Consider the following 26724-nt stretch of genomic DNA (forward strand, 5'->3'; position numbering starts at 1 on the left):
ATACCTAGCTTTTGGGGCTGGGTATAACAAGGGTATTCAGTATTAAATCTTACTTGCAAATCTACAATGATGCCGATAGAGGTAAATATTCGCAGTAAAATGATTGCTACTAGCGGGTAAACGATATTACTGAGCCGAAACAGCATAATGCTTGTTGGGTGAACGGACGCCACTTTAATGTGCTTATCAACGCGCTTTTTACTGTTTTTGAATAAAGTATTAGTTTTACTTCTGTACCAAATATCTACTTTTGTAATGTATTGTAATACTGCATCGCTGATGAAACCTTCTACACTCATTTGACTTACGCGACAAGTTTCTTGGTCGCATATAACTGTCATCATGGAGCAATTGAAAATGCAGAGTGCACAAAAGGCGGTAAGGATTAACCTCGATCTTGATCTTAAAGTCAGCATCAAACAATACAAAAAAATTAAAGAGCGTCCCGTAAGTTACAAAGACGCTGATATTGCGTGTATAAAAGCCATCGCACAAGCTGCGATTAACGTTGAGTTATTTACCATCCCGTTATATATGACAGGTCTGTATTCAATACAAGGCATGCATGCAATAGGTGGGGATGAAGGCTTGTATCCCGAGCGTTTATGGCCTGGGTTAGGGGCAACAGCAGGCTTTATTCCTAATGAACGAATAGCAAAATTAGATATTACTCCAACGCCAAAACCCAGCAAGCCACTGAGCGTAAATGAACAGGCGTTTAATGCTGTTTATAGTGTGTTTATAGAAGAAATGCTGCATTTACAGTTGGCTTCTAATATCGCCAGTAAACTAAATCTAACTCCTTCATTTACCAGTAATGCACTGCAAACAGAAAAGTTTGGTTGGCATTGTTATGACGATACAACGCAAATCCCGCATATCTTAGATTTTAAAGACTGCAGCCGTGATTTATCAAAACTTAGCCCTAAAGTGAAAGAATACTTTGCAACTCACTTTCAGGGTCAAACACTACAAGATATGCGAGTCAATGCAGCTGCATTGACAAAAGAGCAGGCTTTACTGTTTTTATTGATTGAAGAAACCGAGGAAAGTGCAAAAAAATTAATAATTAATAAAGATTTAGATGGAGTTCGCCCTAAATACTTTGAAACAGCTCCTTTTGATTGGTTTAAAGCAACAGATACAGAAGTTGATTTACCTATGTTTGGTTCTATCGGGCATATGTATTGCTGTTATTGGGACTATCTTGAAATTGTGTATGAGGATGGTAGTAGCTTAATTGATATTTTGGTGAATCCAGCTAAACCTGATTCCGTGCAACGTGATTACTTTAATACTCGTGACTCAGGCGAATATAAACCGCAATACCCGGGGATTAATGGTTCAATCAATGAAAGTAATGATCTAGATAAGTTAAAAATTGAGATTGTTAATAATATCAATGCAATAACGGATCAAGGTGAAGGTAAAGGTGTTGTTTCTGAAATCTGCAGCCGCTGGGCGGCAGAGAGTTGGGTAATAACGTATTTGCAGCAACAAACGGTAGCATTGAAAAGCACACCGATTGAGGCAGATGATCATCAGGTCGCTGCTAAGTTTCAACCTAATGCTGATAACCTAAAAGAAGATTACCCAGCGGATAGCGCTGGGCAAAAGCCACTTCCAGTATCAGGTATTGCATGCGCACGTATTACAAATACTAAAAAAGATCATTTTATTACCTTTGCTGATGTACTTGATTTGATTATTCAATATGAATACCAAGAGGGTCAATCTTACAGTGATAACAACGCGGCCCAAGTGTATATGACCTGGCAAACGTGGCATAACTTGTGCGGTAAATTTACAGTAGCAATGCTTAACCCGCAAGGTGGCGATAAGGCTAAGCATAAGCACCCAGATTTACCTGCTGTAGTTGATGTAGAAAAAGCATTGAATAATTTGTTTTCTAGCCCTGAACGTCGTGCACAAACACATCAAATTTTTAGTGAATCAGCGGTTGGCACTTTAAAAGGACTTACCACAGCATTGGATCGCTATTGGGGTGGTAAAACGACTGAGTTTCCAGGTCCTGCAATGGGTGGTTCGGGCGATCGAGTATCTATTTGTTGGGCTACAACAGGGCAGGCTCCAGATCTGGTTGCGGGTATTGCGGATATGTCTAAGGATGTTTTATACCATGCATGCCAAGGTATGGATTATACAAAAGAAAATTCAAATAATTTGCCTCCCGCAACAGTTTTCCACAGCTGTAAAGGTTCGAACAATTGCAAAGCGCAAGGTGGGTGTGGGTTTGTGCATAGCACAACACCGGGAGGAAGCTGTGGTGGTAGCGCCCCTGCTGATGGTCCATTTAGCGCTCCTGCAAATAACAAATGTAATAATTTAGGTGGCTGTGCTGTGCCGATTTCTGCCTCGCAGCTATTCCCAAAAGAGCCATCAGCAAAACCCCAGATGCAATTGTTTGAATTTGGTGATGGACCAGACTATGCATCTACGGCTAAACCATATACCGACCCAGAAACAGGTAAAGTTCTAGAGCAAATGCCATTTAAAGAAGGTGATGCGGTTTACAGTATCGCGTGGCAGGCCTATTGTAATGCAAAAGGAGTGCAAACTACGCCGCCACCTGCAGATGATATTCGCTTAGCGCTTCCGCCTTCAACTTAATTGGATTGAATACATGACATCATACATACAGAAGCAGCCTTTTGCTGCTTCTGCTATTGAGCAAATAAACCCGCTAGGCTTTGGTTTGGGGTTGCGCAGTGAGCATTATCCGTACTTAATGCAAAAACCAGTAACAGGGGTTGATTGGTTTGAGATCATTAGTGAAAATTACATCGATAATTATGGCTATGGCCGTCATGTATTAGAACAATTGATGGCTGATTTCCCTATTGTTATGCATGGTGTGTCTATGAATATAGGCAGTAGCTCTGCGCTTGATTTTGACTATTTAGAAAAGTTAAAAGCATTGGCGGATTTTGTAAAACCAGCGTGGATATCAGATCATCTATGTTGGACAGGCTTTGCAGGAGTAAATAGCCACGATTTACTACCTATGCCGCTTACTGAGGAAAGCTTAAAGCATGTTATTAACCGGGTTAATCAGGTACAAGACTTTTTACAGCGGCCATTAGTGCTGGAGAACCCCTCTACTTATTTAGAGTTTCAAAACTCGTCGCTCACGGAGCCGGAGTTTTTTACGCAGCTGGTCGAACAAACACAGTGTGCTATGCTGCTAGACGTTAATAATGTTTATGTGTCGGCGTATAATCACGGTTTTTGCCCAAGGACATATATAAAAAACTTACCGCTTAAAAGTATTGTGCAAATGCATTTGGCGGGGCCAACACTCAGCGGGCATTGTTTGATAGATACCCATGATAAACCAGTTCCTGAACCTGTATGGGAATTGTATCAACTCGCGCAATCTTTATGTGGGCCTGTCTCGACTTTACTGGAATGGGATGCAAATATTCCTGCGTTTCCTGAATTAGTCGCTGAGTTAAACAAAGCTAAAACTGTATTAGCGGGTCAAATTCCTCATGCTCCAGTACAAAATAGCCACCAACAAGGTTGTATTTCTACACCGCTGGTTTTAGCTAAAGAGAAATTATGAGTGAACATTCATTGAGGCAAGTGCAACATTGGTTGCAAACAGTATTAATTGTTCGTGGTGATTTGGATGATAAACTCTTACAGGCATATGCGCATGATGGCGTTATGCTTGATACGCTAATTAAAAGTACAGATAAAATTTCAGCCCAGCAGCGAGTAGATATTTACGCTGCAGGTTATGTGCTAAGGCTTGTGGATTGTTTACGTTGTGAGTTTTCATTGTTGGCGCAGTATATGGGAGATTCGTTATTTTCCACATTTGCTAAAGCATTTATTGTGACGGTGCCTTCTAAAAGTTGGAGTCTATATTATTTAGGTGAGCAATTTGCCGAATTTTTAGCACAAACTAAACCACAAGGTATAATCGATGTTGCTCAACAAACTATGGTCGATTTACCTGCTCAAATAGCCTTATTTGAACGCACCAAGTCTGAGGTGTTAGTAGCCCAAGGTCTTGAAAAAAATGTAACGGCAACCGAGCTTTCTATCGAACAGCAAATGCTCACGTGTTTAGTAAATAATACTGATATTCAAGCGGCGCCTTGTTTGCGGGTAATAACATTAGATTACCCTATTTTAGAGCTCATTTCACAAATTGAAGCCTGCATAGCAAAATTAGAAGTAATGCCTGATGAGTTGATTTTACCTATTCAGCAACCATGTTACCTTGCTTTAACACGTATACATTATAGATTTAGAGTCTGGTCTTTAGCTCATTGGCAGTATTTGCTACTCGGTTTTTGTATACAAGGAAGTAGCTTTAATATGGCGATTAAGCAAACAGCATTACAGCTAGAGGTTTCTAGCGATGAGTTAACCTCAGACGCAATGATGTGGTTGCCACAAGCAATCAATATGGGCTTATTGTTTCAATAAGTGCTACAAGTAAGCAGTTAACCTAATTGATAACAATTAAATAAACTATAGCGCCAAGATTTCATCGCGATTACTTGGCGACCAGGCTTTGTCAGCCGCTTGTTGTTGCGTTAGCCAAATAAAATCGGTGTGCTCATTCGGATCTAAAGTAATGGCGATATCATCGGGTACGCAAATACTAAAAACATACTCAGTATTAATTAACGCATTGGCTTGATAGCGGTGTCGCCATGACTCTCTAATGGTATATTGATTGGTTTTTTGGTGATCACGTATTGTTAAACCCAGTGCGCGGGCATCTATCCCTGTTTCTTCTAATAGCTCACGGTAAGCTGTCACAATAGGCGTTTCGCCTTCATCAATCCCGCCGGTGACTGATTGCCAAAAGTTAGCATCATCGGTACGTTGGATCAGTAAACAGTCTTTATTTTTTTTATAAATAACAACCAGTACAGAGAAGGGTTTACGAAGTGGTTGGTTATTTAACAAAATAGAGCCTTAAATAGCGTTTGTTGAATCAGTTTACCTAACTACGAAATGTTTAACTAGCCAGATCACATCACTAACAACCAAATACCCAGCAACAAGAGTAGTACATTCATTATTTTCAGAAACTGCGAAGTATTGAGTTTGCCCTGCAACCAGATCCCTAAACGATTACCACAAAAAGCAATCGGCAAGCTGGCAAGTGCAATTAATGCCCACTTTATTTCGATTAAACCCAGACTAATAAAGCCAATAAGCTTGACGGCATTCATCATCGCAAAAATAATCGCCACAGTTGCGACAAATCGTTTCGGTGGTAACTTAATGGTACTGAAATACATTATTAAAGGTGGGCCGCCAGCATGTACTAAGGTACTTGCAATACCGGCTAAACCGCCCATAGAGAAGGCACCTAAACGGCTATTTAAGGCACTAAAAGTAAACTTGCTAAAGGCTAAACTGCGAATAGCAAACACTATACATAAAATAGCAATCGCTGTTTTTATAAACGTCGCATCTAACCAGCCAATTAACGCATGTGCAATAACTACGCCTACCAATAAACCCGGTAGTAAGCGTTTAAGTTGCTGTATATCCCATTGTTGCCAGTAACTTTTTAAACTAAAGACATCGGCAACAATAAGTACCGGTAGCATCAAACCGATTGCGGCAACGGGGGGCATCACTAGCATTAGTAAAGGGACACTAAACACTCCAAGCGCTCCTGCAAAGCCTGATTTTGACACGCCGGTGAGCAATACGACAAATGCGATGATAGAAAGGGTTGTTACTGTCATTGGTTTTTTTACTTACTGATTATTTACTTTATGCTGGTAGATCAAACCACAGCGCTTCTAAGCTGCTGGTGGCTGTTAATGTTACCCGTTCATTGCGATTTAGTGCAAAGGCATCGCCGTTACTAAAATTTTGCTTGTTTGCGTCTATATGCCCGCAGATAATATGCAAATAACCTTTTCTATCCGCTGTTTGCAATGTATGCGATTGACCCTCATCAAGTTTTAAACGATAGATACTGGCATCTTGGTTGATGCTCACGCTGCCGTGTTCGCCATTTGGTGTAACAAGTGGTGTAAGCTGAGTTGTTTGCGGAATACTTTTTTGCTCATAGCTAGGGGCTATACCACGCAATTTGGGTTGTATCCAAATTTGTAAAAAGTGCGCTGTTGCTGAATTTGAAGCATTATATTCACTGTGCATAATACCACTACCGGCACTCATCCGTTGCACGTCACCAGCAGGAACAATGTATTCATTGCCGGTGCTGTCTTGGTGTTTTAATGCGCCGGAAATGACATAGGAAATTATTTCCATATCCCGGTGTCCGTGAGTGCCAAAGCCTTGACCAGCAAGTACTTTATCTTCGTTGATCACTCTAAGTACCGACACCCCCATGTGTTTTAGATCATGGTAATGGCCAAATGAAAAACTATGCTGACTTTGTAACCAACCAAGATCAACTTGGCCGCGCTCGCTGGCTTTGCGTATGTAGTGCATAACTTAACTCCTGATTAAACCCTAATTTGAATAGCAGCAGTATAAGTTTTATAAGGAAGATTAAAATCGCTTTTAAAAGGACTATTCGTTCTAATTAATAGAATGAAAGCCCTTGATTAGCAATCAAGATCAGCCTGCATTACTTGATATCGTAACTCGCCAATGAATGTGCGCGCTGCCGGGCCAAGGCGATCACCGTCTTTAAACAATAAATGTAGCATGGCACTGCGCTTACTATTGTGGCTAAGATTAAGGGGCTTGAGCCGATTTTGTGCTAACTGATTGGTAATCGCTGTGCTAGGTAGCCAAGCAAAGCCTAAGCCGTTGCTGATCATATCAATGGAAGTCCGCATATGGCTTACTGTCCAGCGCTGGTCGGCACCTAACCAGCCACCGTCTTGTTTATTGTGTAAGGCAGAATCGCGTACCACAATTTGTCGGTGCGATTTTAAATCTTCAAGGGTGATAGGTCGAGTGATGCTATGTAACGCATGATCTGGGTGCGCAACAGCAGTAAACTCGATATTGCACAACTCTTCACTAAACCCGGCTTTGCCAGTGAATCCCGATATTGCAATATCGGCACTGGTGTTCTCTAGTAATTCATTCGCGCCAGTCAGTACTGATTCGTATAATTCAATACGTAATAATGGATACATTGCCGAGGTATTGTTGAGTACTTTATAAAGCAGTGCTTGCGGAAAAACTTCATCAACAGCAATACGTAATTTGCTTTCAATCCCCTCACTGAGAGTCTGCCCAATTGCTTCTATTTTGGCGGCTTCATCGAGTAGGTAATTAGCGCGGCGCATCATCATCTCACCAGCTTCGGTGATCACGGTTTTACGTCCTTCAATAGTAAATAACTTAACACCTAAAGCGGTCTCAATTTTACCAACAGCATTGTGAATACTTGATTGGCTTTTATAAATTTTTAGTGATGCTTGATTAAAACCGCCATGTTCAACCACAGCCCTAAACATACGCCATTGCTCTAAAGTTATTTTAAGCATCTTTATGGTTGTCCTCGCAGTCACCTTGGTCACAGGTATTGAGTGATTCTCTGGCACGTTTATCTTGATTGAGTACTTGTTTTAGATCTTCAGTGCGTTGACGTACCGCTACACCATAACTGTGATCATCGCCCCACAGTTTTGCTAATTGCAGTACTGAAGCACGATCGTGCTCTCTAAATAAGTGTCCTGCGCGCTGCGAGTCTTCCTTTGAATTTCCTAATAGTTCTAGGGTTTCAACGGCAAGGTTGATGGCGGAGTCAACGGTTTCTCGGTTAAACGCATCAACGTGCAAATTAAGTAATTGGTAAGCATGGCGACGATCTTTAGCGCGCGCCACAATCTTTAAGTGCGGAAAGTGTTTGCGGACAAGTTTAACTATTTCGAGAGTTTTGTCTGCATTATCAATAGCAATAACCAGTAATTGTGCGGTATCAGCTCCAGCGGCTTCGAGTAGTTCTTTACGTGCTGCATCACCATAATGCACCGTATTACCAAAGCGGCGCAGCAGATCAATTTGGCTAGGACTGTGATCAAGGACACTGATATCATACCCTTGGGTGCTCAGTAAGCGCCCCATAATTTGTCCAAAACGGCCGTACCCAGCAATGATTACGTGTTTGGCTGGGCTTATCTGCTCTGGTTTATCAAACTCAGGTTTTGTTGTTGTGTTGCTACGTTTTTGTAATGTGTCGTAAAGCATTAATAGTAAAGGGGCTATTAACATTGAGATGGCCACGACTAAGGTGGTTAAGTTGCTTTGTTCTGGGGTTAAAATTTGCAATGTATTAGTCATCGTCAGGAGCACAAAAGCAAACTCACCACCTTGTGCTAGGGCTACAGTGAATAACAGTTGCTGGGTATGATGAATTTTAAAAGTTCGTGCTAAGGCATACAAAACAGCGGCCTTTACAACAATTAAAGCTGCAACCAATGTAACCACTAAAGTAAATTGATTAAATAACAATGCAAAGTCGATAGAGGCACCGACAGCGACAAAAAACAATCCTAATAACAGTCCTTTAAAGGGTTCTATATCGGCCTCTAACTCATGACGAAATTCACTTTCTGCCAGTACCACACCAGCTAAAAAAGTCCCTAACGCTGGAGATAAGCCAACATTTTGCATAATCAGCGCAATCGCTACCACTAAAAATAACGCAAATACAGTGAATATTTCCCGCATTCTGGTTTCAGCAATGTACCTAAATAGCGGCGCAGAAATATACTTACCAGCTAAAATAATTGCCGCGATCACTGTTACTGAGGCGGTTACTTGCCCCCAAACTGGCCAATCGGCAGTTAGCGAATTATGCGTGCTGGTGGCATTTAACATTGGCTCAAACGCCAATAGTGGTAGTAATGCTAAAATAGGAATAACGGCAATATCTTGAAATAGCAGTACCGAAAACGCATTTTGGCCGGCTTCATTTTTCAGCCAACCTTTTTCTTCTAGGCTTTGTAGCACAATTGCTGTTGAAGAAAGCGCGAGCATTAAACCAATTGCTAGTGCTGTTTGCCAATGCATGGCCATAAACCAATAACAAATTGCAAAAATTACCGCCGCTGTTAGGGTTACTTGCAACCCCCCAAGCCCTAAAATAGAGTGGCGTAACTTCCAAAGCCTAGCAGGTTGTAGTTCAAGGCCGACTAAAAACAGCATCATTACTACACCAAATTCAGCAAAATGCATAACAGACGTTTGATCGCCCACTAACCCCAGCAAATACGGGCCAATTAAAATACCTGCCAGCAAATAGCCGAGCACGGAGCCTAACCCAAGGCGTTTTGCGATAGGCACCGCAACAATGGCTGCGGCTAAATAAATTAATGCGATCTCTAACATAGTTGTCCTTTGCTAATACTGGCTAACTTATTATGCCTTAAAATACTGTTTACTATAGCGGAATAAATTCTTTATCGTCACCAGGGATTTTTGGGAAACGTTGAGTTTGCCAGTCTTGTTTTGCCTGCTCTAAGCGTTCTTTGCTATAAGCAACAAAGTTCCAATGCAAGTATGGGACTTTTTCAAACTTATCGCCACCGAGCAAAATAAAGCGTGCATCACTGGCAAAGTGAATATCAGTATCGAGGTTATCAAGTAGGATAAAATCACCCGCTTGATAATCCTGTTGACCCACGGTAACGCTTCCATAAATAACATATAACGCGGTTTCTTGCTGTGGGTTAGGCGACTTAATTTGACTATTGGCGCTGCCAACCACATCAATATAAAACATGGGGGAGTAGGTTTTAACTGGGGAGCTTAATCCGTAAGCTTCACCAACAATTAAGCGCATCATGATACCTTCATGAATTATGTGTGGTAGTTGCTGTTTTTTTATATGGGTGAATGAAGGCTCAATCTCAGTCATATTTTCTGGTAGCGCAATCCAGCATTGTAAGCCGTCAATATGATGCGGGTTAGCGCGCACTTCAAAGCTTTCTCGTTCTGAGTGAACAATGCCTTTACCTGCCGTCATCCAGTTCACATCGCCTGGGTGGATTTCTAAATTATTACCTAGCGAGTCGCGATGTAAAATGCTGCCGCGAAATAAATAAGTGAGTGTTGATAAGCCTATGTGCGGGTGAGGGCGAACATTGATCCCTTGGCCAACAGGAAAATCGTTTGGTCCCATGTGATCAAAAAAGATAAATGGTCCCACCATTTTTTTATCAAAATTAGGCAGTACGCGCTTTACGTTTAAGCCACCAATATCATGTTCAGTTGGGTTGAGTATTTTAGCCATGTTTTGCTCCTTAAAGGTGACCAAGCAGAGTCACGTTGATTCGATTAATTGAATACATAAGTTATAGCCCTAACAATAGATGATCACTTAATTTCGAGTGTCACTATTGATGCTTGATTAATAATATACTCACGTTAAAAGAACGAAAATTAGTAAAAATAGGTGTTAACATTCTTTTTTAAAGAATTTTAATGGTGTGTTGTATGGCACTAAAAGGAGCTTTATGCGTAGTAAACAGTGCTTACTATTACTTGTTGATGTTTTTAATGCAAAATACCGCAGGTAGGGAAACTAACGATGACACATTTACGCTCATCAAGCATTGCGATAAGACGCTGAGGGTATTTGCGATTAGCAAAATATAGCAGTTGTTGTGAGCACACGACCGACAACACAAAATTAGACAGTAAAAAACGGCCAATTACTTGGCCGTTTTACATCAAGAGTTAGTTAAGTTTTACTGGGCCGTTGATATTATCGATGCTCAAATCACCAGAGCCAGCGTCAATGATGGTGAGACCTTTACTGTCGTTAACACGAATACTGCCTGAGCCATCCTCAATGGTGACTAGGCCATTTACATGTTCAACATAAATATCACCCGATTCATCTTCAATGGTGATGTAACTGCCTAGAGTTTTGGCATTGATGCTGCCAGAGTTATCGTCAATATCTACGCTGCCAGTGATATTAGTAAGGGTTATATCACCCGAATCATCTTCAATAGTCATATTGCCAGCAACGTTACGTGCAGTAATACTGCCAGAGTCATCACTGATCTCTACATTACCAGTAATATTTTGCAGATCGATATCCCCTGAATCATCGTCAATTGTGACGTGATGACCTTGATCAATACGAATGCTCCCTGAGTCGTCATCTATAATGATATTACCTAGTACACCAGCAATATCTATATCGCCAGAGTCATCGTCAATCTCAAGGTTAAATGAGCTTGGCACAGTAATAACTAAATCAATACTGGGTGAATTACCTTGATATACCACTATTCCTGACGAACTATAATTTTTTGCTATAAGTACGGCTTTATCGTCTTTTTGTTCCAGAGTAAGTATGTAAGGGTCATCACTTTTTGCTGTATAAATAGTGGCATCTACGCTGATGTTAGTTGCTGTGGTTGAGCCGATCACTTTAAGTGAACCCGCCTCAGCATTAATACTTAGTTGCTGTAATTGTGACGCTGATACTGAGCGTTGCTGCTGTCGTTGTATATTGGCTGACGAGGTTGAAACATGCACAATACAGCCACTGAGAAACAATAGGCTAGTGGCAATAGGAAGGGCTTTGGCTAGCAAAGAAAGAGGTTTGTTGATCATTATTTATTTTCTCATTGTTAATTATATTTTACGATTTTCTAATTTATAGCAAAAACAAAGCCAAAATTTAATGATTTGTTTTTATTGGTTTTTATTTTTATTATCAGATAAGTATAGCGAATAAGTGGTCAAAAATACTAAATTTAGGGTTGTTCTTAATATTCTTTAGATTGGATCTGGAAGGTACGCTAAGCCACTTCAACACGCGTGAAGTGGCTTAGTTTTTTCTAATTATTACAAATGGTGATTATCGCTAAGTTTGGGAGCGACTGAGAGTAGTAAATAGCAGTACTTGAATAAGATGTATTGCGCACATTGTCTTCAACCACGGTTATTTCATATGTTGCAGTTACAGGGAGTGCAATATTTAGTGTGCTATCTAGATATGTGTTATTACTTTTTTGTAATATCAAAGGCTTGGTTTCATCATACTGAGCCTGAAAACTATTCGACGTTAAAATAGTATCGATCATTTTAAAGCGCAGATTTACGGTGTCGGGTCCAGTAAAATCAGGACAGACGAATACAGAGACTTCTACATCTTGAAAAACCGGTAGGCTTGTTTGATTAATATTAATGATGAAATCATTTTGTGTTATCGCTGCTGAACTATACTCGCTAGTTGCCAGTCTTTCATCTGCTGTAGAAATACTAACAGTTGCGCCTTGTTCAACACTAACTATTGCCTCAAAGAAGCCGCTACTATTTGTAGTATGCTGCTTACCATTTATCATCAGTATAGCGTTATTGATACCAACTTTAGCTACGTTGGTAATTTGTCCTTTAACTATGCCTGTTAGTAAAGCGGGATCGGTAGCAGAGATCGCAAACTCCATTACAGCTGCATTGCCCTCAGCATCAGTAACAGTAACAGTGACATTATAGCTACCTATAATATCAGGGGTAAATTCAGCGACGCCATCTTTTATGTTTACCAGTGCTGCATTTGACTCATTAGGCTTGGTAAGCCCCCAAGTATAATTAAGATTGGTCTCTTCTGGGTCGTAACTTTGGCTAACATCAAATGTTACTATATTACCAACAAAAGCCTGACGTAATTGTTCGCCTTTAGAAATAATGACTGGCTTTGCATTGTCTCTAACTATGATAGTAATTGTTTGCGTATCGGAGTCCTTATTACCATCATTGGTACGTAACGAAATAACAAAACTTCCTGCACCTGATGCTTTAAAGTAAGGTTTAGCAACGTCTGTGTTAGAAAGCGTAGCACGTCCTAATGGCGATAAAATTTCCCACTGGTAGGTAAGCTCTTTGCCTTCAGGATCTGTGCTTTGTGAGCCATCAAGTTGAATTTCTTCATCGACTAAAATAGGTGCTACATCAGCAATAATCGCTGTTGGTTTTGCATTGGCTTGAGCGTGAAGAACGCTTGTTGCTTGCTCAGAATTAAGCTGTCCGTCTGATACGATTAATGTGATCACATAATCACCTTCAATATCAGCACTGATAGAAGGGGTTGCTGTCGTACCTTGGATTAGCTGCGCTATACTATTCTCAGGTCTGCTTTTTATCTGCCAAAGGTAGCTCAAGGGTTGCCCTTCAGGATCGTTGCATTGTTCGCATTGCAGAGTAATAGTTTCAGCTAAGTTAATGTTTCTCTCAGCTACAAGTTGTGCAATAGGAGCTTGATTTGCTATCTCTACAGTTAAAGTAACTGTGGCGGTATCAGTTTCACCGTATTGATCTTTAACTGTTAGTGAGAGCGTGTACTCACCGAGGTCTAAAGAAGAGAAGCCTGCGGTATGGCTTAAGTTATCAGTGAGTGTCGGGTTGCTATCGGCAGGTTGTGCGGTAATAGTCCACAGATAACTTAGTGTATCACCTTGATCAGGGTCACTGCTTTGCTTGCCATCTAATGTGACTATGCTGCGAGGAGCGACGGTTTTATTTTGTACTTTAATAACCGCTTGAGGAGCTGAATTTTCGTATAAAGACTCACTTTTTATCATTACCTCGTTGCTTGCTGTTTCGCCCAGTGAATTAGTAATGGTTAGCTTTATTGCGTAAGCACCTGTTTTATCTGCAATGAATTTGCTGGTAACGCTATTATTATTTTCTATGATTGCATTGCTGGTAAGAGGCTTTGCCGTAAACTGCCATAAGTATTTATTTATTACACCGTTAGATGTACTACTTAGCGCACCATTTAATGCAACCACATCACCTTGTTTTACTGTTTGAGTAAGTCCTGCATGAGCAATTAATTGCGTTGGCTCGGCTTTAATTTCAATTAATTTTTCAACTGGGGCGCTCGAAAGTTTGCCATCGCTCACAACTAGAATTAGTTTATAACTCTTTGCTTCAGCAAGTGATACTTCAACTTTACTTTCATTATCAACAGCAAGAGCGAGCTCATTTTGTCCGTCTGCAGTGGTTAAGCGCCATTTATAAACTAATGAATCGCCGTCGGGATCGCTACTTTTTGTACCGCTAAATGTTAGCGCGGTATTTACGCGCATTTCACCGGTTGGTGCACTGATCATGGCAACGGGTTTATTGTTAGTGACTTTATTGGTTGGTTTTTTTTCTGAGTCACCACCTCCTGAGCCACAGGCTGTGAGAGTTAGGATCAAAGCTAGCTGGATTAAAAAACTCCATTTCATATTACTTTCCTTGTTGTTGGTTTTGTTGTGTTTAGTGGTACTGTAAAGCTAAGCCTGTAGTGCTTGCTATTAAATTTAAATGAGGATTATTTCTGGTTTGAATTAGGTTGGTATAAAGTCCATTTTTCATAATATTTATTTCCGTTAAATATTTTATAGTTATGTTAATTTAATTGTTTATAATATGAACCCAAAAGAGGGAAAATAAAAGAATTAAATTCAAATTTTCGAAAAATTTTGGCGCTAAGTTGTTTATGTGTTTATTTAGAGTTGTAGGCCAAGCTAAGTTACTTGGCCTTTATTTTTAATGAGGGGTTTTATTCAGGTGCTACATCTAAGGTAGTAAATAATGAATAACGTACGCTATCGATACCTTTTTCAGTTGAACCTTCGCTCACACTTGCTTCAATCAGGTATCGTCCAGGGTGTTGCCATGTGTTAGTGAAAAAGCCGTTTTTATCTGTGGTTACTTTAACTTCGCCACGTTCGTTACGATAACGTGTATCACCTTTTAAGATGGCAAGTTCTATGTTGGCAGCAGGTTTACCGTCTTTTAATAACTGAAAACGCGCCTCTTCACCAACAAATAAATCATTAGGATGAGTCGGGCCGCTGATCTCTAAGCCTTGACCAAGTAGCGCAGGTTTTGAGGTGCCGTTGCGGCTTACAAATGTATCTACCGTTGCAATCGATTTTGTGGTTTTAATATCGGTTGCATCAGCTGGGATATCTTTACTGTCTTTAGGGCCAAATACACGGCCACGTTCGCCTTTGGCATCTTTATAAAAAGTCATTAGTCGTGGTTCTTGGCTCATCGTTATATGATAAGTACCTTCCCCAGCTAGTTTTACCGCCGCTGAATTTTTACGTTGCAGATAATATGCACGAATTTTATCGCTAACTGGTTTGCCATCAGGGCCGATTGCCATAATCAGATTATCATCATATTCCGCGCCTTTTTGTGCTGGACGATATGCTTTATCTGGTGCGAAAATTTCATTCGAAATACTGGCATCGATCATCACATAATGTGCTTTGTCGCCTGAAAGAGATGTGTGCGAAGGCACTAACCAGCGAGCATGTGCATTGGCATAGCTAGATGCTAGGGCAGTGAAAGTAAGTGCGCCGATAAATGCGCTTTTAAGTAAATTGATTTTCATAGTCTTTCCTTATTTAAATTGTTTTAGCAGCTACATTTACTGACTTTTAATGGTGACGAAGCTTTGTGAAAATTCATTGGTGCCATCGATGGTGATCTTGCCGTCTTTATTTAGATCAAGTTCTACACGGGTGTAATCACGGCCACCTTCTTCGCGAACGACTTCTAAATTAAGTAAATACTTGCCTGCAGCTACGGCTTTGCCATCTAGATCTGTGCCATTCCAGTTAATGGTGTAAGTACCTGGGCGCTTTGTTGCACCTGTTACACCATCAAAGTTAGCGTCACTTTTTCCGGCTTTACGCCACCACTGGCGTAAGTCTTTAAACCATTCTGCTTTTTCAACCCATAAGGCAACCGTGGTTACATGCTTACGCTCTGGGGTTTCTAGCCAAACCGCGACATAAGGTCGATGGTAAGGTTGTACGTCTAGATCAGGTAGGGTTAGTTCTATTTCAAGTTCAGCGGCATTCGCATGAGGTTGAAACAAAGCTGCTGTAAATAAAACAACAGCGCTTATTAAGGTATTAAGTTTTAGCATTAAGACACTCCTTTTAGTTGCGGAACCCAGCATAAATAAATGACTGCTGGTGTTGCGACCCCAAGCACTGTTAGCCATATTCCTACTAAGCGTTTTTTTCTATTTTGAAATAAAATAATCATCCCGGTGATAGCAAAAAAAATCATTAACACGGCTGATATATCAATCACCCAGCTCCATGCTTCGCCGCTATGACGGCCTTTATGTAAATCGCCAATTAAGCTTAAAAAGCCGCCAGTTTGATATTCGAGATTCAGTTCGCCACTGATGAAATTAAGTTCTGCGAAGGCAAAACCTGCAGGCAGTGGGTAGTCGAGCATCACGAGTGCATCTTCTTTTTCCCAGTCGATACTTTTTACTTTAGTTAAGCCATATTGGTTGGCTAAGTAAGCTTCTATTTCAGGGTATAAAATGGGTAAGGTTGCTAGGTTTTCTTGGCCCTGCTCAAGTAATGCACTTGGGAGTGATGTGGTTAGTTGCCCATCACTTTTATCGCCTTCTAGCCAATCAACATGATTAAGTACAATCCCACTGACAGAAAATAAAATAAGCAAAAACAGCAGTGCTGTTGATAGATAAATATGCAACGCACGACTGGTACTATATAAAGTTCGTTTATTTATTAACGGCATAAATAATTTAGTAGTTAAGCAATGTTATCTACATGGTAATGATTTGCATTAGTTATCACAACATTATTTACGAAATTTACATTGGTAGGTATTTTGAAGGGCGAGAGAGTAAATAAATCATAACCGCTATTTCGATGCAGGCTACCAGCAGTAAAACCCACCACGGCGGTGCACAAAGCAGCAATACAATAAAGCCAAGTGACATACCAATACCCGCAAACCACTTCGCCTTTACGGGTACTACTTTGTACTTTTGCCAATGGCGTAAGGTTACGCCATAACGAGGATGATTGAGTAACCAAGCAGCGAGTTTTGGGGACGAGCGAGTAAAGCACGCTAATGCCAAAATGAAAAAAATAGTGGTGGGCATCACAGGTAAAACAATACCTATAATTCCCAGCCCAACCAAGGCTAGTCCTAATAGTTGATAGCCAATACTTTTATAAGTGGCTAAAATTACTTTTAAATTCATGAATAGACTTGTGCCTGATAAAGTTGAAAACGGCTAAATGCTTGGCAAGCAACGTTAAACAATATGCTGCTAGTTTACTCAGCATTGTCAGTTAATTGTACTCGATGACGTTATACTCTGCCACGTTCAGCGCCTCAGCTTGCGATTCAACCTGATGCCGCTGTTCTTTTTATATCCTATTATGAGTTGATGGGAATGTAATTGCTTGCAGTCATTGCTTACAGCGTTATGAAGGATGAGTTTATGAGGGGGTAACCTCTTAAGACTAACCCCCCTAATTACAGGCTGACTTTAAAGATTAAAAGTAATAGCCAATATTAATATTAAAGCGACGCTCGGTTTCATTACTATCACCGGCAACAGATCCACCTACAAATGCTTGATTGCGGGCATGAACTAAATCAAAGTAAGTGAACAAGCCGCCAGCCGCGACGGATACCCCGGTAACATTCATCCAAGTATCGGCAGTGTCATCAGACTTGTTATAGATCGCGCTGTAATCATTATAAAATTGCAGGTTGCTTACTGGACCCCATTCAACCGGTACGCTGTAAGCGACATTAAAGCTACTTGTGGTTGCATCGGTCGCAATAGAGTCATAAAACCCATATGCGCCAACCGCGATACGATTAGTGTCATCGATATTGTAGTCATATTCGCCATGCTGTAGCTGAATATTCCAATTATTGATAACGCTGTTTACATGCAGTGCCCATGCGTTGTAACTTCCTGCGCGGTCTTGGCCGTCATGTAAGCCACCGGCCAAGCCTGATATTCCGACTTCTGTGGTCATGCCTTTGCCGTGTTCAAAGTAATAGGCGTAGCGGCCGGCAAAGGTATTATACTCACCAAGCCCTTTGCTCGGTTCGGCATAAATACCCTCGTCGACGGTGCGACTACCAACAATATCGTACGAATAGCGATGGCTGCGATCTTCAACATAACCATCGACACCACCGAGTTCGTCATTTTTGAAAAAACCTAAATCGAGCTGCCAGTTATCAGCTACTTTACGTTTAAACATCACGCCTAAATCATGATCGTCTTCTAAACCAACGTAGTAGTTTGCACTAAAGAAATAGTTATGGGAGTTATAAGGATCATTACCAAACGGCACTTTTGTGATACCTACTTGCACTTGCCAGTCGTCAGTAAATTGATAGCCTGCCCATGCTGATTTTATTGCGGTCATGTAATCAAAAAAGCGGATCTCTCCGCCGATCAGCACTCCACCAATATCGCCAGAAACATTTAAACGGAAAATATCAAAATCAAAATCGCCACCACGGTTTTTATTGCCGTCATCATATGAGGTGTGACTGTAGTTAGTACGAATTGCACCACCAAATTTAACTCCGGATAGGGCTGTTTCGGTATTATCTTGAGTTTGCTTTGCGATAGTCTTGGTCTGTTCTTCAAGCTGTTGATTAACTTTAGCTTGTTTTGCTTTTTCAGCCGCAAGCTGCTGTTGCAGTTGCTGCATCTGTTGTTGGAGTTGAGAAAGTTGAGCTTGCATAGCATCAATGTCTGAAGCATATGAGGCGCTGCTTGTTGCGCCTAGCATAGTCGCGAAAGCTAACTTTGATAGTTTAAGCATGATAAATCGCTATTCTTGATATAGGTCTGTATAGAATAGACTAATTGTACCTTTAACCCAAGTTAACTAACCATGCGTTCTAGGGTAATCATTTGTTTAATATGATTTTATAAACTATTTATTCGGTGGGTTTGCCTTCAGCGGCGCGGGTCAGCACACCAACTTCTAATAAAGGAGCTGCATCTATACTTTGAGCATCCATCATAGTAGCAATACGCTGCATTGATGATAGTAGCTGGCTTTGTTCCCACTCGTCTAAGGCTGAGAACTTTTCAATAAAGTGTTCTTGTAACGGTTGTGGTGCTGCTTGCAGAATCGTTTGACCATTTGCAGTGAGGTAAAGACTCACTCGACGTTTGTCTAATTGGCTGCGAACACGCGTCACTAAATCGCGGTTTTCTAAGCGATCCAAGATATTAGTTACAGTTGCAGGACTCAGGTTTACATTTTGGGCAATGCGACTGGCTGTAATACCATCAGTTTGTGCTACTTCAGTCATAATTAATAGCTGCGGACCGGTGAGGCCGGAGATTTTATTTAACTGCTTAGAATGGAGGTCGATCGCGCGGATCACTTTACGTAAAGAAACCAATAATTCGTCATATTTTTTCATTTTTATCTCATTCGCAGATGGTTTACGGTCAAGGCGCTCGCGCAATCAATAAATATTACACATCTAATAAATAGAGTTCAAATAGATAAGGTCGATTTATACTGTATTATTGGCTTTACAAAGAGCTGTGGCTGTTTTTTATTTGTTTTGAGTTGAAATTAAATTTAGTTCATTTGCATATTATTTAATTAAACGTTTTTGGTGCTGAGCTTACCTATAAGTCATGACAGAGTGAAAAATTGTAAATTTGACATAAAAACTCACTAAATAATATTTACTAATTGGTTGGGGATTGGGTAAGGTGAGATAGGTTTTTCATTTTTATGGGACGTATAATGAAGTTATCTCCATCTGTAAGCATCGAACAAACTGACACTGGTTTAGAATATATCAATGTTGCAAGCGAGCTTTGTAGCGCTAAAATTTTTCTACAAGGTGCACAACTCACTGAATTCACGCCAAGTGGCAAAAAGCCATTAATTTGGGTATCAAGCGAAGAAGATTACCAAGAAGGTAAAAGTATACGTGGTGGCATTCCTATTTGTTGGCCATGGTTTGGTGTCAATCCAAATCCTGAGTGGCCAATTCACGGTGTAGCACGTACGAGCTTATGGCGAGCAGATGAAGTTGCAGAGCAAGACGATGAAATTCGAGTTAGCTTAACCTTGCCAATGGCACAAGTTGATGAAACCTACTGGCCACACAAATCAAAGCTAAAGGTTGAATTTATACTAACTAATCAGCTTGAAGTGCGTTTAACAACCACTAATTTAAGTAACCAAACTATTACTTTCACGCAAGCGCTGCACACTTATTTTCCAACCCCTGCTATTGAAGAAACTCAAGTGGATGGGCTGCAAGGTTCCAAATATATTGAGTTTAGCGAAGGCCCGTTTGATCAAGATGGACTGGTTGGTTTTGCTCGTGAAACAGATATGGTTTATACCCAAGCCGCAGTTATCCAGCGTATTATTACCCCGGATGGAATTATTGAAGTCGGCCGTGAAAACTCCAGCTCTTGTGTGCTGTGGAACCCGTGGATTGATAAGTCTAAGCGTTTATCTAATTTTGCTGATGATGAATACCATACAATGTTGTGCCTTGAAGCGGCAAATGTAATGGATGATAGTGCGATTGTAGCGCCAGGCGAAAGTCATACCTTAGCGACGACCATTCGCTGGGTGTAATATAGGGCCGCAACTTTGCTATAAATCAAAGCCAACGTATCAAATCGTTGGCTTGTTAAGGAAAAAAAGTGTTCGAAAACCACCAACTGGACGTCTTACCCCAACATCAACAAATAGTATATAAGCCACTGGCAGATAAAGCGTTGCTGCACGCTCAGCTTAACTGGCTGCTGTTTTATCTACCATTAACTGCAATATTAGGCGCTGTTTGCTTTTTTAATCAGGAGTTTGCAGCACTGGCACAAACGAGCTTACTGATTGGTTTACCAATTATTTTAGCTTTATCGCTAGCTTATAACGTTGTCAGTATGCGACTTAAAGGAATTGCTATGCGTGAGCATGATATAGCTTATCGCAAAGGCGTTATTTGGCAGCAGGTGACGATTTTACCTTTCTCACGAGTGCAGCACACAGAAATACATCGTGGCCCTTTGGAGCGAAAACTGGGCTTGGCTAGCTTGCGTTTGTACAGTGCTGGCGGAATGAGCGCCGATCTCAACATTAGTGGCTTAAGTCATGATGATTGTAAAAATATCCGTCAGTATATTCAAAAGTACACTGAAGCAAGACAAGTATCTAACAATACCAGCAATCAAGCCGGTGATAGTGTATTAGCTACTGATGAGTCGTTAAATGGATAATTTGAAATGGCAGCGTGTTTCGTCTTGGTCACTGGTTTATTTTATCGTGCATTTTGCTTTCCGATTTGTCAAAGACGGTGTATTTAACTTACTACCTATTATGGTTGTGTTTGTTACGCAAGTTGAAAATAAGTGGTTTTGGGGGCAAGTTGCATTAGCGGTAGCGATTATTAGCTTGTTAATTTATTCATTTTTTTACTATATTAATTTTCGCTTTTGCATTACTGATGAGCATGAAATATTACTCAATAAAGGGGTGTTTAAAAAAGAGCGTTTAACCTTGAACTTTTTGCGAGTGCAGAATGTTAATATTGCCGAACCGTTTTATTTTAAGCCTCTGGGTTTGGTTAACTGTATTTTTGATGCCGCTGGCAGCACTAGCCAAGAGGCTGTATTACCCGGGGTTACATCGCTATATGCAGAGCAAATGCGCGAGCGAGTATTGGCTTATAAAGAAACCCAACAACAAACTGCAGCTAAGCAGCAACCTGAAGATACATATACCAACGAACCACAACAATGTTTGGTGCTGAGCAATAAAGAAGTTGCAAAATTTGGCTTGATGTCGAATATGGCTATTTTGGCATTAGCAGCGCTTGCGCCTTTTATGAATGTTGTGCTGGAGTTTTTAGAAAAAGCGGTGATTAATCGCCTAGAATCATTCTATCAGCAAGAAGTGGGCGTGTTGGTTGATGCTGCAGCACTCGCTGTGTTTTCAATACTTGTGCTTGTTGTGTTGGTTGCCGTTTTATTATCGGTATTAATGTCATTAATCCGCTTTTATAATTTTCAGCTTTACTTTCAGGCCGGAAAATTTAAACGCATTGCTGGATTATTAGAGCGTCATCAGTTGTCGGTGAGTCTTGATAAAGTACAATCGCTGCTGATTAAGCAAAACCTAATTGCACGACTACTTAAACGTTATACCGTGCAGTGCTTGCAAGCAACCAGCGGCGGCTTTAGCGCGGGCGCAAAGAGCAAACAAAGCTTAGTGATGCCAGTGCTTTCACTTGAGCAAGTAAAACAAGTTTGTCAGTGGGTACATCCTTGGCTTAATTTAACCAGTGATGATTTTAAAGCACTCAACTTTAAAGGTGTCGAAAAAGCGTTACTGATCAAAAATCTATGCTTTTATGCTTTGTTACCGAGCGCTTTAATTGCATTTATGGGCTATGCAGGACAAGGTTACAGCCCTGTATATGGCCTGCTTTGTGCTGTATTACTAAGTTCCTTGGTGTACTTATCATATCGACGATACGGTTATTATTTTTATCAATATCAAGGGCGATATTACGCAGTGTTTCGCAGTGGCATGATAAGTGTGCATTATCGAGTGTTTGAACTATATAAAGCGCAAAGCACGCGCGCAGTAAGCACTTATTTTATGCGAAAAAGTGGTTTGAAGAGCTTGTCTATACAACTCGCTGCGGGCACAGCGACTATGCCTTATATCAAAGCAGAGCAAGCCGATGAAATTATCGACTTTATTCTTTGCCAAGCTGAATCGGATCAACGAAGTTGGATGTAATTCACCGCTTTCAAGTTCTTAGGATGGTATTTTATTAGGCTATAAAGCGTAATAGCGGTAACTCACGTTTTCTTACATTTTTATGCTCTCTTTTTAGACTAAGTTATGACAATAATGGGTTTAAAATAAGAGATCAGGGAACATGATGAAAAAAACGTTACTCGCTACTTCGTTATTATTAGCCACACATACACAGGCCGCCGTGCAATGGCAAACAATTCATACCGAACACTTTAATGTTCATTACAGTCAAGAAAATGCAGATTGGGCACGCTCTGCGGCCAATGAATTAGAAATCGTCCGCAGCAAAGTGCTTGAGCAACAAAACCGTGCTTTAGATGAAGCGGTTGATGTGGTGGTGTTTGATCCACTCAATGCCGCTAATGGTTTTGCATTACCGGTTTCAAATAAGCCATTGATGGCGCTTTTTACTACACCACCGCAGTCAGATACAGTGATCTCAAATAATAGTGGTTGGCAGCAATTACTGGTACTGCACGAATATATTCATCTAGTGCATTTAGCACAACCTACCCGCAGTAAATGGCGTCAAGAGCTCAGGAATATTTGGGATTTATACGATATAACACACAGCGAGATGCCTCGCTGGGTGGCAGAGGGTTACGCAACATTACTTGAATCGAAAATGACGGGGCGTGGTCGGTTATTTGATAACTACAGCGAGGCGATTTTAATCGAATTTGCTCAGCAAGGTGCATTGCCCCGCTATGATCAGTTGAATAGTACAGATGGTGGCTTTATGGCTGGCTCTATGGCGTATTTAATGGGCGCCCGATTTTTAGCTTGGCTAGAGAAAAACTATTCAGAGCAAACCCTTGATGCTGTTTGGACGCGTATGCAAGGGGTTAAGCAACGCGAATTTGATGACGCATTCGAAGGGGTCTTTGGTGACTCTGCGAGTAAGTTGTATCGACGTTTTATTGCTGAGTATACCTATCAAGCAATGAGTAAAGAAAGAAGTGAACAGTCACTTACTAGTGAGCTTTGGTTGGCGTTAGATCACTATGCTAGTGGTCCTGCTTTATCACCAAATAGCGAGCAACTTGCAGTGGTGGAGCGTGATCAAGACGGCAAGACTCAGTTAAAACTCTACAGTACTGAGGATAACCTCAAAGCTGCAGAAGAGTTTAACCAAGAGCAACAAGAGCTACTCGCTGATGATCCTAAAGATGTTGCTGATAAACCACCCAAGGTGTTTCAACGTAAGCAAAAGCAAGTCTTGAATCAAATCAACCGTGCGGGTATTCAAAACCCACAATGGCTAAATGACGACGTGTTGTATTTTTCAGCCTACAGCAACGTAGATAATATTGATAATCAGCGTATATCAGATATATTTAGCTGGGATACGCAAACCGGTGAAGTTACCAAACTAACTGATTTAGCTGCCCTGCGGCGCTTTAGTATTGCAGATAATGGGCAAACACTTTATGGAGAACAGGTTAAAGGAGGTTACTCAGAGTTAGTGCGAGTTGATTTACAAACCGGTCAAGCTCAACCATTATTCGAAAAAAGTCTAGCAACGGTTTACGATTATCCTGTAGTTAGCCCCAATCAACAGCAACTCGCCTTTCTTAAAACTGAGTTTAATCATAATTGGCAGTTGTATATACAAGATATTGATGGACAAAAATCAATTGCTGTACCAATGCCTAAGGGATATCAATACTTATCACAACCAAGTTGGAGTGCGGATGGCAAGCAGCTTTATTTTGTTGCAGGATTAGCTCAGGCAACGGATATCTATCGTTATGATTTAACTACACAACGTTTGTTCAAGCTGACTCAAGGTCAACAAGCGGTTGCTAATCCACTCGCATTATCTGACGGGGATTTACTGTATTTTTCAATCAGTAGTGATGGCCCTGACATTATGCAGCTACAAGTAAATAATAACGAAGAAGAAATCACCGATTTTGCAACTAACAGTATTGCGCCTTTGTTGCTTGTGAATGAGCACACCTTGCCAAAAGCTCAAGTATATCAACAACCCATTGGTGAGCAAACGCACTACGATATTTGGCAGCAAAAAGCCACTTTTGCGTTAGGTGAACAATATCATTCAGCCTCTGCGGCATTATTTTCAGCGAGTATTAAAGGCAGCGATTTACTCAAGCAATTAGATTGGCAGCTGGGCTACAGTGTTGATTTACATGACACTGCACTGCAAGGCATTTATGCCCAAGCACGTTACAGTGCGCTTGCAATCAAGTTTGACAGCCAGTTATTTTCTTATGATTTGAATGCTAGCAAGCAATATCAGCATGGCCTGTTGGCTGATCAGTCAGTGCAAGGCGGCTATATTGCTGCCAGCCTGCCACTGAGCTTTGGAGAGTTTAAAGTACAGCCAGAACTGGCTTATAACTACTCAGAGATAGATGATGCAAATATCAAGCAAGAGCAGAGTTCACAGTGGCTTAGAGTCGGCTTGAAGCAATCTTGGAGCTATGACAGACAAGATTATGCCATTGGCCAAGCGATTGATGCGCGTTGGTATAGTGGCGATAGCGACACGCAGAATTGGCAGGGCTATGATGTTGCTGCGCAGCTATTTGGTAAAGCGCTGGCAATCCCTATGTATGCTAATTATAGCCAGCAATATAGAGATGATAGTGAGTTGCGATTAGGTGGTTTTAGCTCTTCGTTGTTATCAAAAAATATTCGCAGTGACTTTGTTTTTGCACCTGAACTGCCCTTTTACAGCGCTATTGGCAAACGCTATCAAGGTTATGGTGGAGGTATTAGCTGGGCAGAAGGCATGCCATGGTTGTACTATCAACAGCATCAGATTGACCAACAGGTATACGGGGAAAGCTATGGTGTGAAATGGCAAGGCCCCTTTAGTTTTGGCTTAGGCCCTGCAGGCCTCAATGATGTGAAGCTTGATTTTGGCCTAGTCAGAGTCGAAGGCGACAGCTTTGATGATGAGCTTAGAGGCTGGCTCGGGTTTTATTATTCGTTGTAAACGCTTACGCCTTGAGTCTTTTCACTCAAGGCGGTTATTGGTGACTTCTTATAGCGGCAAGCTTTGCCGCATAAATACTACGTTGTTGATGATCTCTTTCGAGATCCATAGCTTGTTTAAGTAATTTATGAGCGTCATTTAAATTACCTTGCTGATAGCGGATTTTTGCAAGAGCTACATAGGGATCAGCCAAATAAGGTGCCTTGTTTATTGCTTCATCTATGTGTTTTTTAGCGCTCATTAAGCGTCCACTCAATGCTTCTGTTTCACCAAGAGCAATTAATTCATAAGGATCTTTTTCTTGAGCACCTAACAATGAATTAATTTGTTCAACTAACATTTCATTGCCAATATCTTCTGCGAGTACTTTGTAATTGCTTAGTAAGTTTAAACTTTGTAATTGCTGATCAAGCGCTGTTTGGTAAATTAATTGACTGGTTGTTTTATCGTTAATTCGACGATGTAATATAGCCGCAAGATTGAATAACTCAGCATCATTTGGGGCGTACTGATTAGCCTTAATTAACAAGCTATACACTTGATTATAATCATTTTCCAGTAAAGCATCAGCCGCTAAATTACTATAATATTTGGCAATGAGATCCTCATAACTAGCACTGCCAACATAAAAACTTCCTCGCGAAGGAAAATAGTCAATAAGTACTCCTGGTCGAATAAAAGTAATTTGATCTTCATCTTCAGTGAAAGGGCTATATAACTTAGTACGAAAATGGTTAGCAATAAATACCAGATTGCCTTCTTTGGCGTAAACAGGCTGGCTTGTCATTTCTTGAAAACCAGTTTCCAGATCAATTAAGTTTGCATAGGCTTGGGTTAATATTGCCAGACTTATACAGTTACCATGAGATAACTCGAGGGTTTGCTCTGCTGTGAGGGTATCGCCATGATAGCTAAAATTACTAAAGCTGCGTTCAATGTAGTTATAAAGAATAATATCGTCAGTTAAACCTTCTTGGCGTTGATTCTCGACATAAGATAGAAAGATCTTAGCTTCATCGTTGGGCAGTTGAAAAATAACTTGTTCTGAAGGGACTTGCTGTAACTCAAAGAGAGTGTGATTTAGTAAACTAGTTAGTGTTGGCGCAACCGTACTCTGCTGTTCTGTGCTTTTACAAGCTGTTAATAAACATATTAATAATAAAGAAAAGTAAAGTTTCATAG

The 26724-nt window shown here is 40.7% G+C and carries 22 protein-coding genes; 7 read left to right on the forward strand and 15 right to left on the reverse strand.

What is annotated here, in order from left to right; genetic code table 11:
* Positions 1–357: 357 nt before the first annotated feature.
* The 3 genes from H5162_RS06645 to H5162_RS06655 are packed head-to-tail and all read left to right on the forward strand — an operon-like array spanning position 358 to position 4461.
* The gene (locus tag H5162_RS06645; RefSeq protein ID WP_259398180.1) at positions 358–2631 is read left to right on the forward strand and encodes a ferritin-like protein; all 2274 of its coding nucleotides are present in this window, start codon (positions 358–360) and stop codon (positions 2629–2631) included.
* 13 nt (positions 2632–2644) lie between these two features.
* The gene (locus tag H5162_RS06650) at positions 2645–3586 is read left to right on the forward strand and encodes a DUF692 domain-containing protein (RefSeq protein WP_145240178.1); all 942 of its coding nucleotides are present in this window, start codon (positions 2645–2647) and stop codon (positions 3584–3586) included.
* Entirely contained in the window at positions 3583–4461 is an 879-nt protein-coding gene (locus H5162_RS06655; protein WP_182717537.1) for a DNA-binding domain-containing protein, read from the forward strand. Before H5162_RS06650 ends, H5162_RS06655 begins: the two co-directional genes overlap by 4 nt.
* 45 nt (positions 4462–4506) lie before the next feature.
* On the opposite strand, the gene nudB is transcribed toward H5162_RS06655, so the two are convergent.
* The 14 genes from nudB to H5162_RS06725 form a co-directional block, all read right to left on the reverse strand.
* On the reverse strand, positions 4507–4950 hold the full coding sequence (gene nudB / locus H5162_RS06660; RefSeq protein WP_182717536.1) for a dihydroneopterin triphosphate diphosphatase: 444 nt from the start codon (positions 4948–4950) through the stop codon (positions 4507–4509).
* 65 nt (positions 4951–5015) lie between these two features.
* On the reverse strand, positions 5016–5744 hold the full coding sequence (locus tag H5162_RS06665; RefSeq protein WP_182778011.1) for a sulfite exporter TauE/SafE family protein: 729 nt from the start codon (positions 5742–5744) through the stop codon (positions 5016–5018).
* A gap of 28 nt (positions 5745–5772) precedes the next feature.
* The gene (locus H5162_RS06670; RefSeq protein WP_182757865.1) at positions 5773–6462 is read right to left on the reverse strand and encodes a pirin family protein; all 690 of its coding nucleotides are present in this window, start codon (positions 6460–6462) and stop codon (positions 5773–5775) included.
* A 116-nt stretch (positions 6463–6578) separates the two neighbouring features.
* The gene (locus H5162_RS06675) at positions 6579–7475 is read right to left on the reverse strand and encodes a LysR family transcriptional regulator (RefSeq protein ID WP_149982269.1); all 897 of its coding nucleotides are present in this window, start codon (positions 7473–7475) and stop codon (positions 6579–6581) included.
* On the reverse strand, positions 7468–9321 hold the full coding sequence (locus tag H5162_RS06680) for a monovalent cation:proton antiporter-2 (CPA2) family protein (RefSeq protein ID WP_182778014.1): 1854 nt from the start codon (positions 9319–9321) through the stop codon (positions 7468–7470). Before H5162_RS06680 ends, H5162_RS06675 begins: the two co-directional genes overlap by 8 nt.
* A gap of 52 nt (positions 9322–9373) precedes the next feature.
* On the reverse strand, positions 9374–10225 hold the full coding sequence (locus tag H5162_RS06685) for a pirin family protein (protein WP_145240193.1): 852 nt from the start codon (positions 10223–10225) through the stop codon (positions 9374–9376).
* A 446-nt stretch (positions 10226–10671) separates the two neighbouring features.
* Complete coding sequence (locus tag H5162_RS06690; RefSeq protein WP_182778016.1) at positions 10672–11562, reverse strand: DUF4097 family beta strand repeat-containing protein; 891 nt, start codon at positions 11560–11562, stop codon at positions 10672–10674.
* Positions 11563–11789: 227 nt separating this feature from the next.
* Positions 11790–14186 (reverse strand): PKD domain-containing protein, encoded by a 2397-nt coding sequence (locus tag H5162_RS06695; RefSeq protein WP_182778018.1) that lies wholly within the window; start codon positions 14184–14186, stop codon positions 11790–11792.
* A 317-nt stretch (positions 14187–14503) separates the two neighbouring features.
* The gene (locus tag H5162_RS06700) at positions 14504–15346 is read right to left on the reverse strand and encodes a DUF4198 domain-containing protein (protein WP_182778020.1); all 843 of its coding nucleotides are present in this window, start codon (positions 15344–15346) and stop codon (positions 14504–14506) included.
* A gap of 36 nt (positions 15347–15382) precedes the next feature.
* Complete coding sequence (locus tag H5162_RS06705; RefSeq protein WP_145240201.1) at positions 15383–15886, reverse strand: DUF2271 domain-containing protein; 504 nt, start codon at positions 15884–15886, stop codon at positions 15383–15385.
* The gene (locus H5162_RS06710) at positions 15886–16518 is read right to left on the reverse strand and encodes a PepSY-associated TM helix domain-containing protein (protein WP_145240203.1); all 633 of its coding nucleotides are present in this window, start codon (positions 16516–16518) and stop codon (positions 15886–15888) included. The genes H5162_RS06705 and H5162_RS06710 overlap by 1 nt, the downstream gene beginning before the upstream one ends.
* A gap of 76 nt (positions 16519–16594) precedes the next feature.
* Positions 16595–16990 (reverse strand): YbaN family protein, encoded by a 396-nt coding sequence (locus H5162_RS06715; protein ID WP_145240205.1) that lies wholly within the window; start codon positions 16988–16990, stop codon positions 16595–16597.
* A 298-nt stretch (positions 16991–17288) separates the two neighbouring features.
* Positions 17289–18587 (reverse strand): porin, encoded by a 1299-nt coding sequence (locus H5162_RS06720; RefSeq protein ID WP_145240207.1) that lies wholly within the window; start codon positions 18585–18587, stop codon positions 17289–17291.
* A gap of 118 nt (positions 18588–18705) precedes the next feature.
* On the reverse strand, positions 18706–19200 hold the full coding sequence (locus H5162_RS06725; protein WP_145240209.1) for a MarR family winged helix-turn-helix transcriptional regulator: 495 nt from the start codon (positions 19198–19200) through the stop codon (positions 18706–18708).
* 335 nt (positions 19201–19535) lie between these two features.
* Here H5162_RS06725 and H5162_RS06730 point away from each other — a divergent pair, with 335 nt between their 5' ends.
* From H5162_RS06730 to H5162_RS06745, 4 genes are all read left to right on the forward strand, one after another.
* On the forward strand, positions 19536–20387 hold the full coding sequence (locus tag H5162_RS06730) for a D-hexose-6-phosphate mutarotase (RefSeq protein WP_182739467.1): 852 nt from the start codon (positions 19536–19538) through the stop codon (positions 20385–20387).
* A 68-nt stretch (positions 20388–20455) separates the two neighbouring features.
* Entirely contained in the window at positions 20456–21028 is a 573-nt protein-coding gene (locus H5162_RS06735) for a PH domain-containing protein (RefSeq protein WP_182730691.1), read from the forward strand.
* Positions 21021–22556, forward strand: a complete 1536-nt coding sequence (locus H5162_RS06740; RefSeq protein WP_182778022.1) for a PH domain-containing protein — start codon at positions 21021–21023, stop codon at positions 22554–22556. The genes H5162_RS06735 and H5162_RS06740 overlap by 8 nt, the downstream gene beginning before the upstream one ends.
* 145 nt (positions 22557–22701) lie before the next feature.
* Positions 22702–25542, forward strand: a complete 2841-nt coding sequence (locus tag H5162_RS06745; RefSeq protein ID WP_182778065.1) for a PD40 domain-containing protein — start codon at positions 22702–22704, stop codon at positions 25540–25542.
* 34 nt (positions 25543–25576) lie between these two features.
* On the opposite strand, the gene H5162_RS06750 is transcribed toward H5162_RS06745, so the two are convergent.
* Complete coding sequence (locus H5162_RS06750) at positions 25577–26722, reverse strand: lipopolysaccharide assembly protein LapB (RefSeq protein WP_182735006.1); 1146 nt, start codon at positions 26720–26722, stop codon at positions 25577–25579.
* Positions 26723–26724: the final 2 nt, after the last annotated feature.

The sequence above is a fragment of the Pseudoalteromonas sp. SR41-8 genome (assembly GCF_014163915.1).
Classification (GTDB): domain Bacteria; phylum Pseudomonadota; class Gammaproteobacteria; order Enterobacterales; family Alteromonadaceae; genus Pseudoalteromonas; species Pseudoalteromonas rhizosphaerae.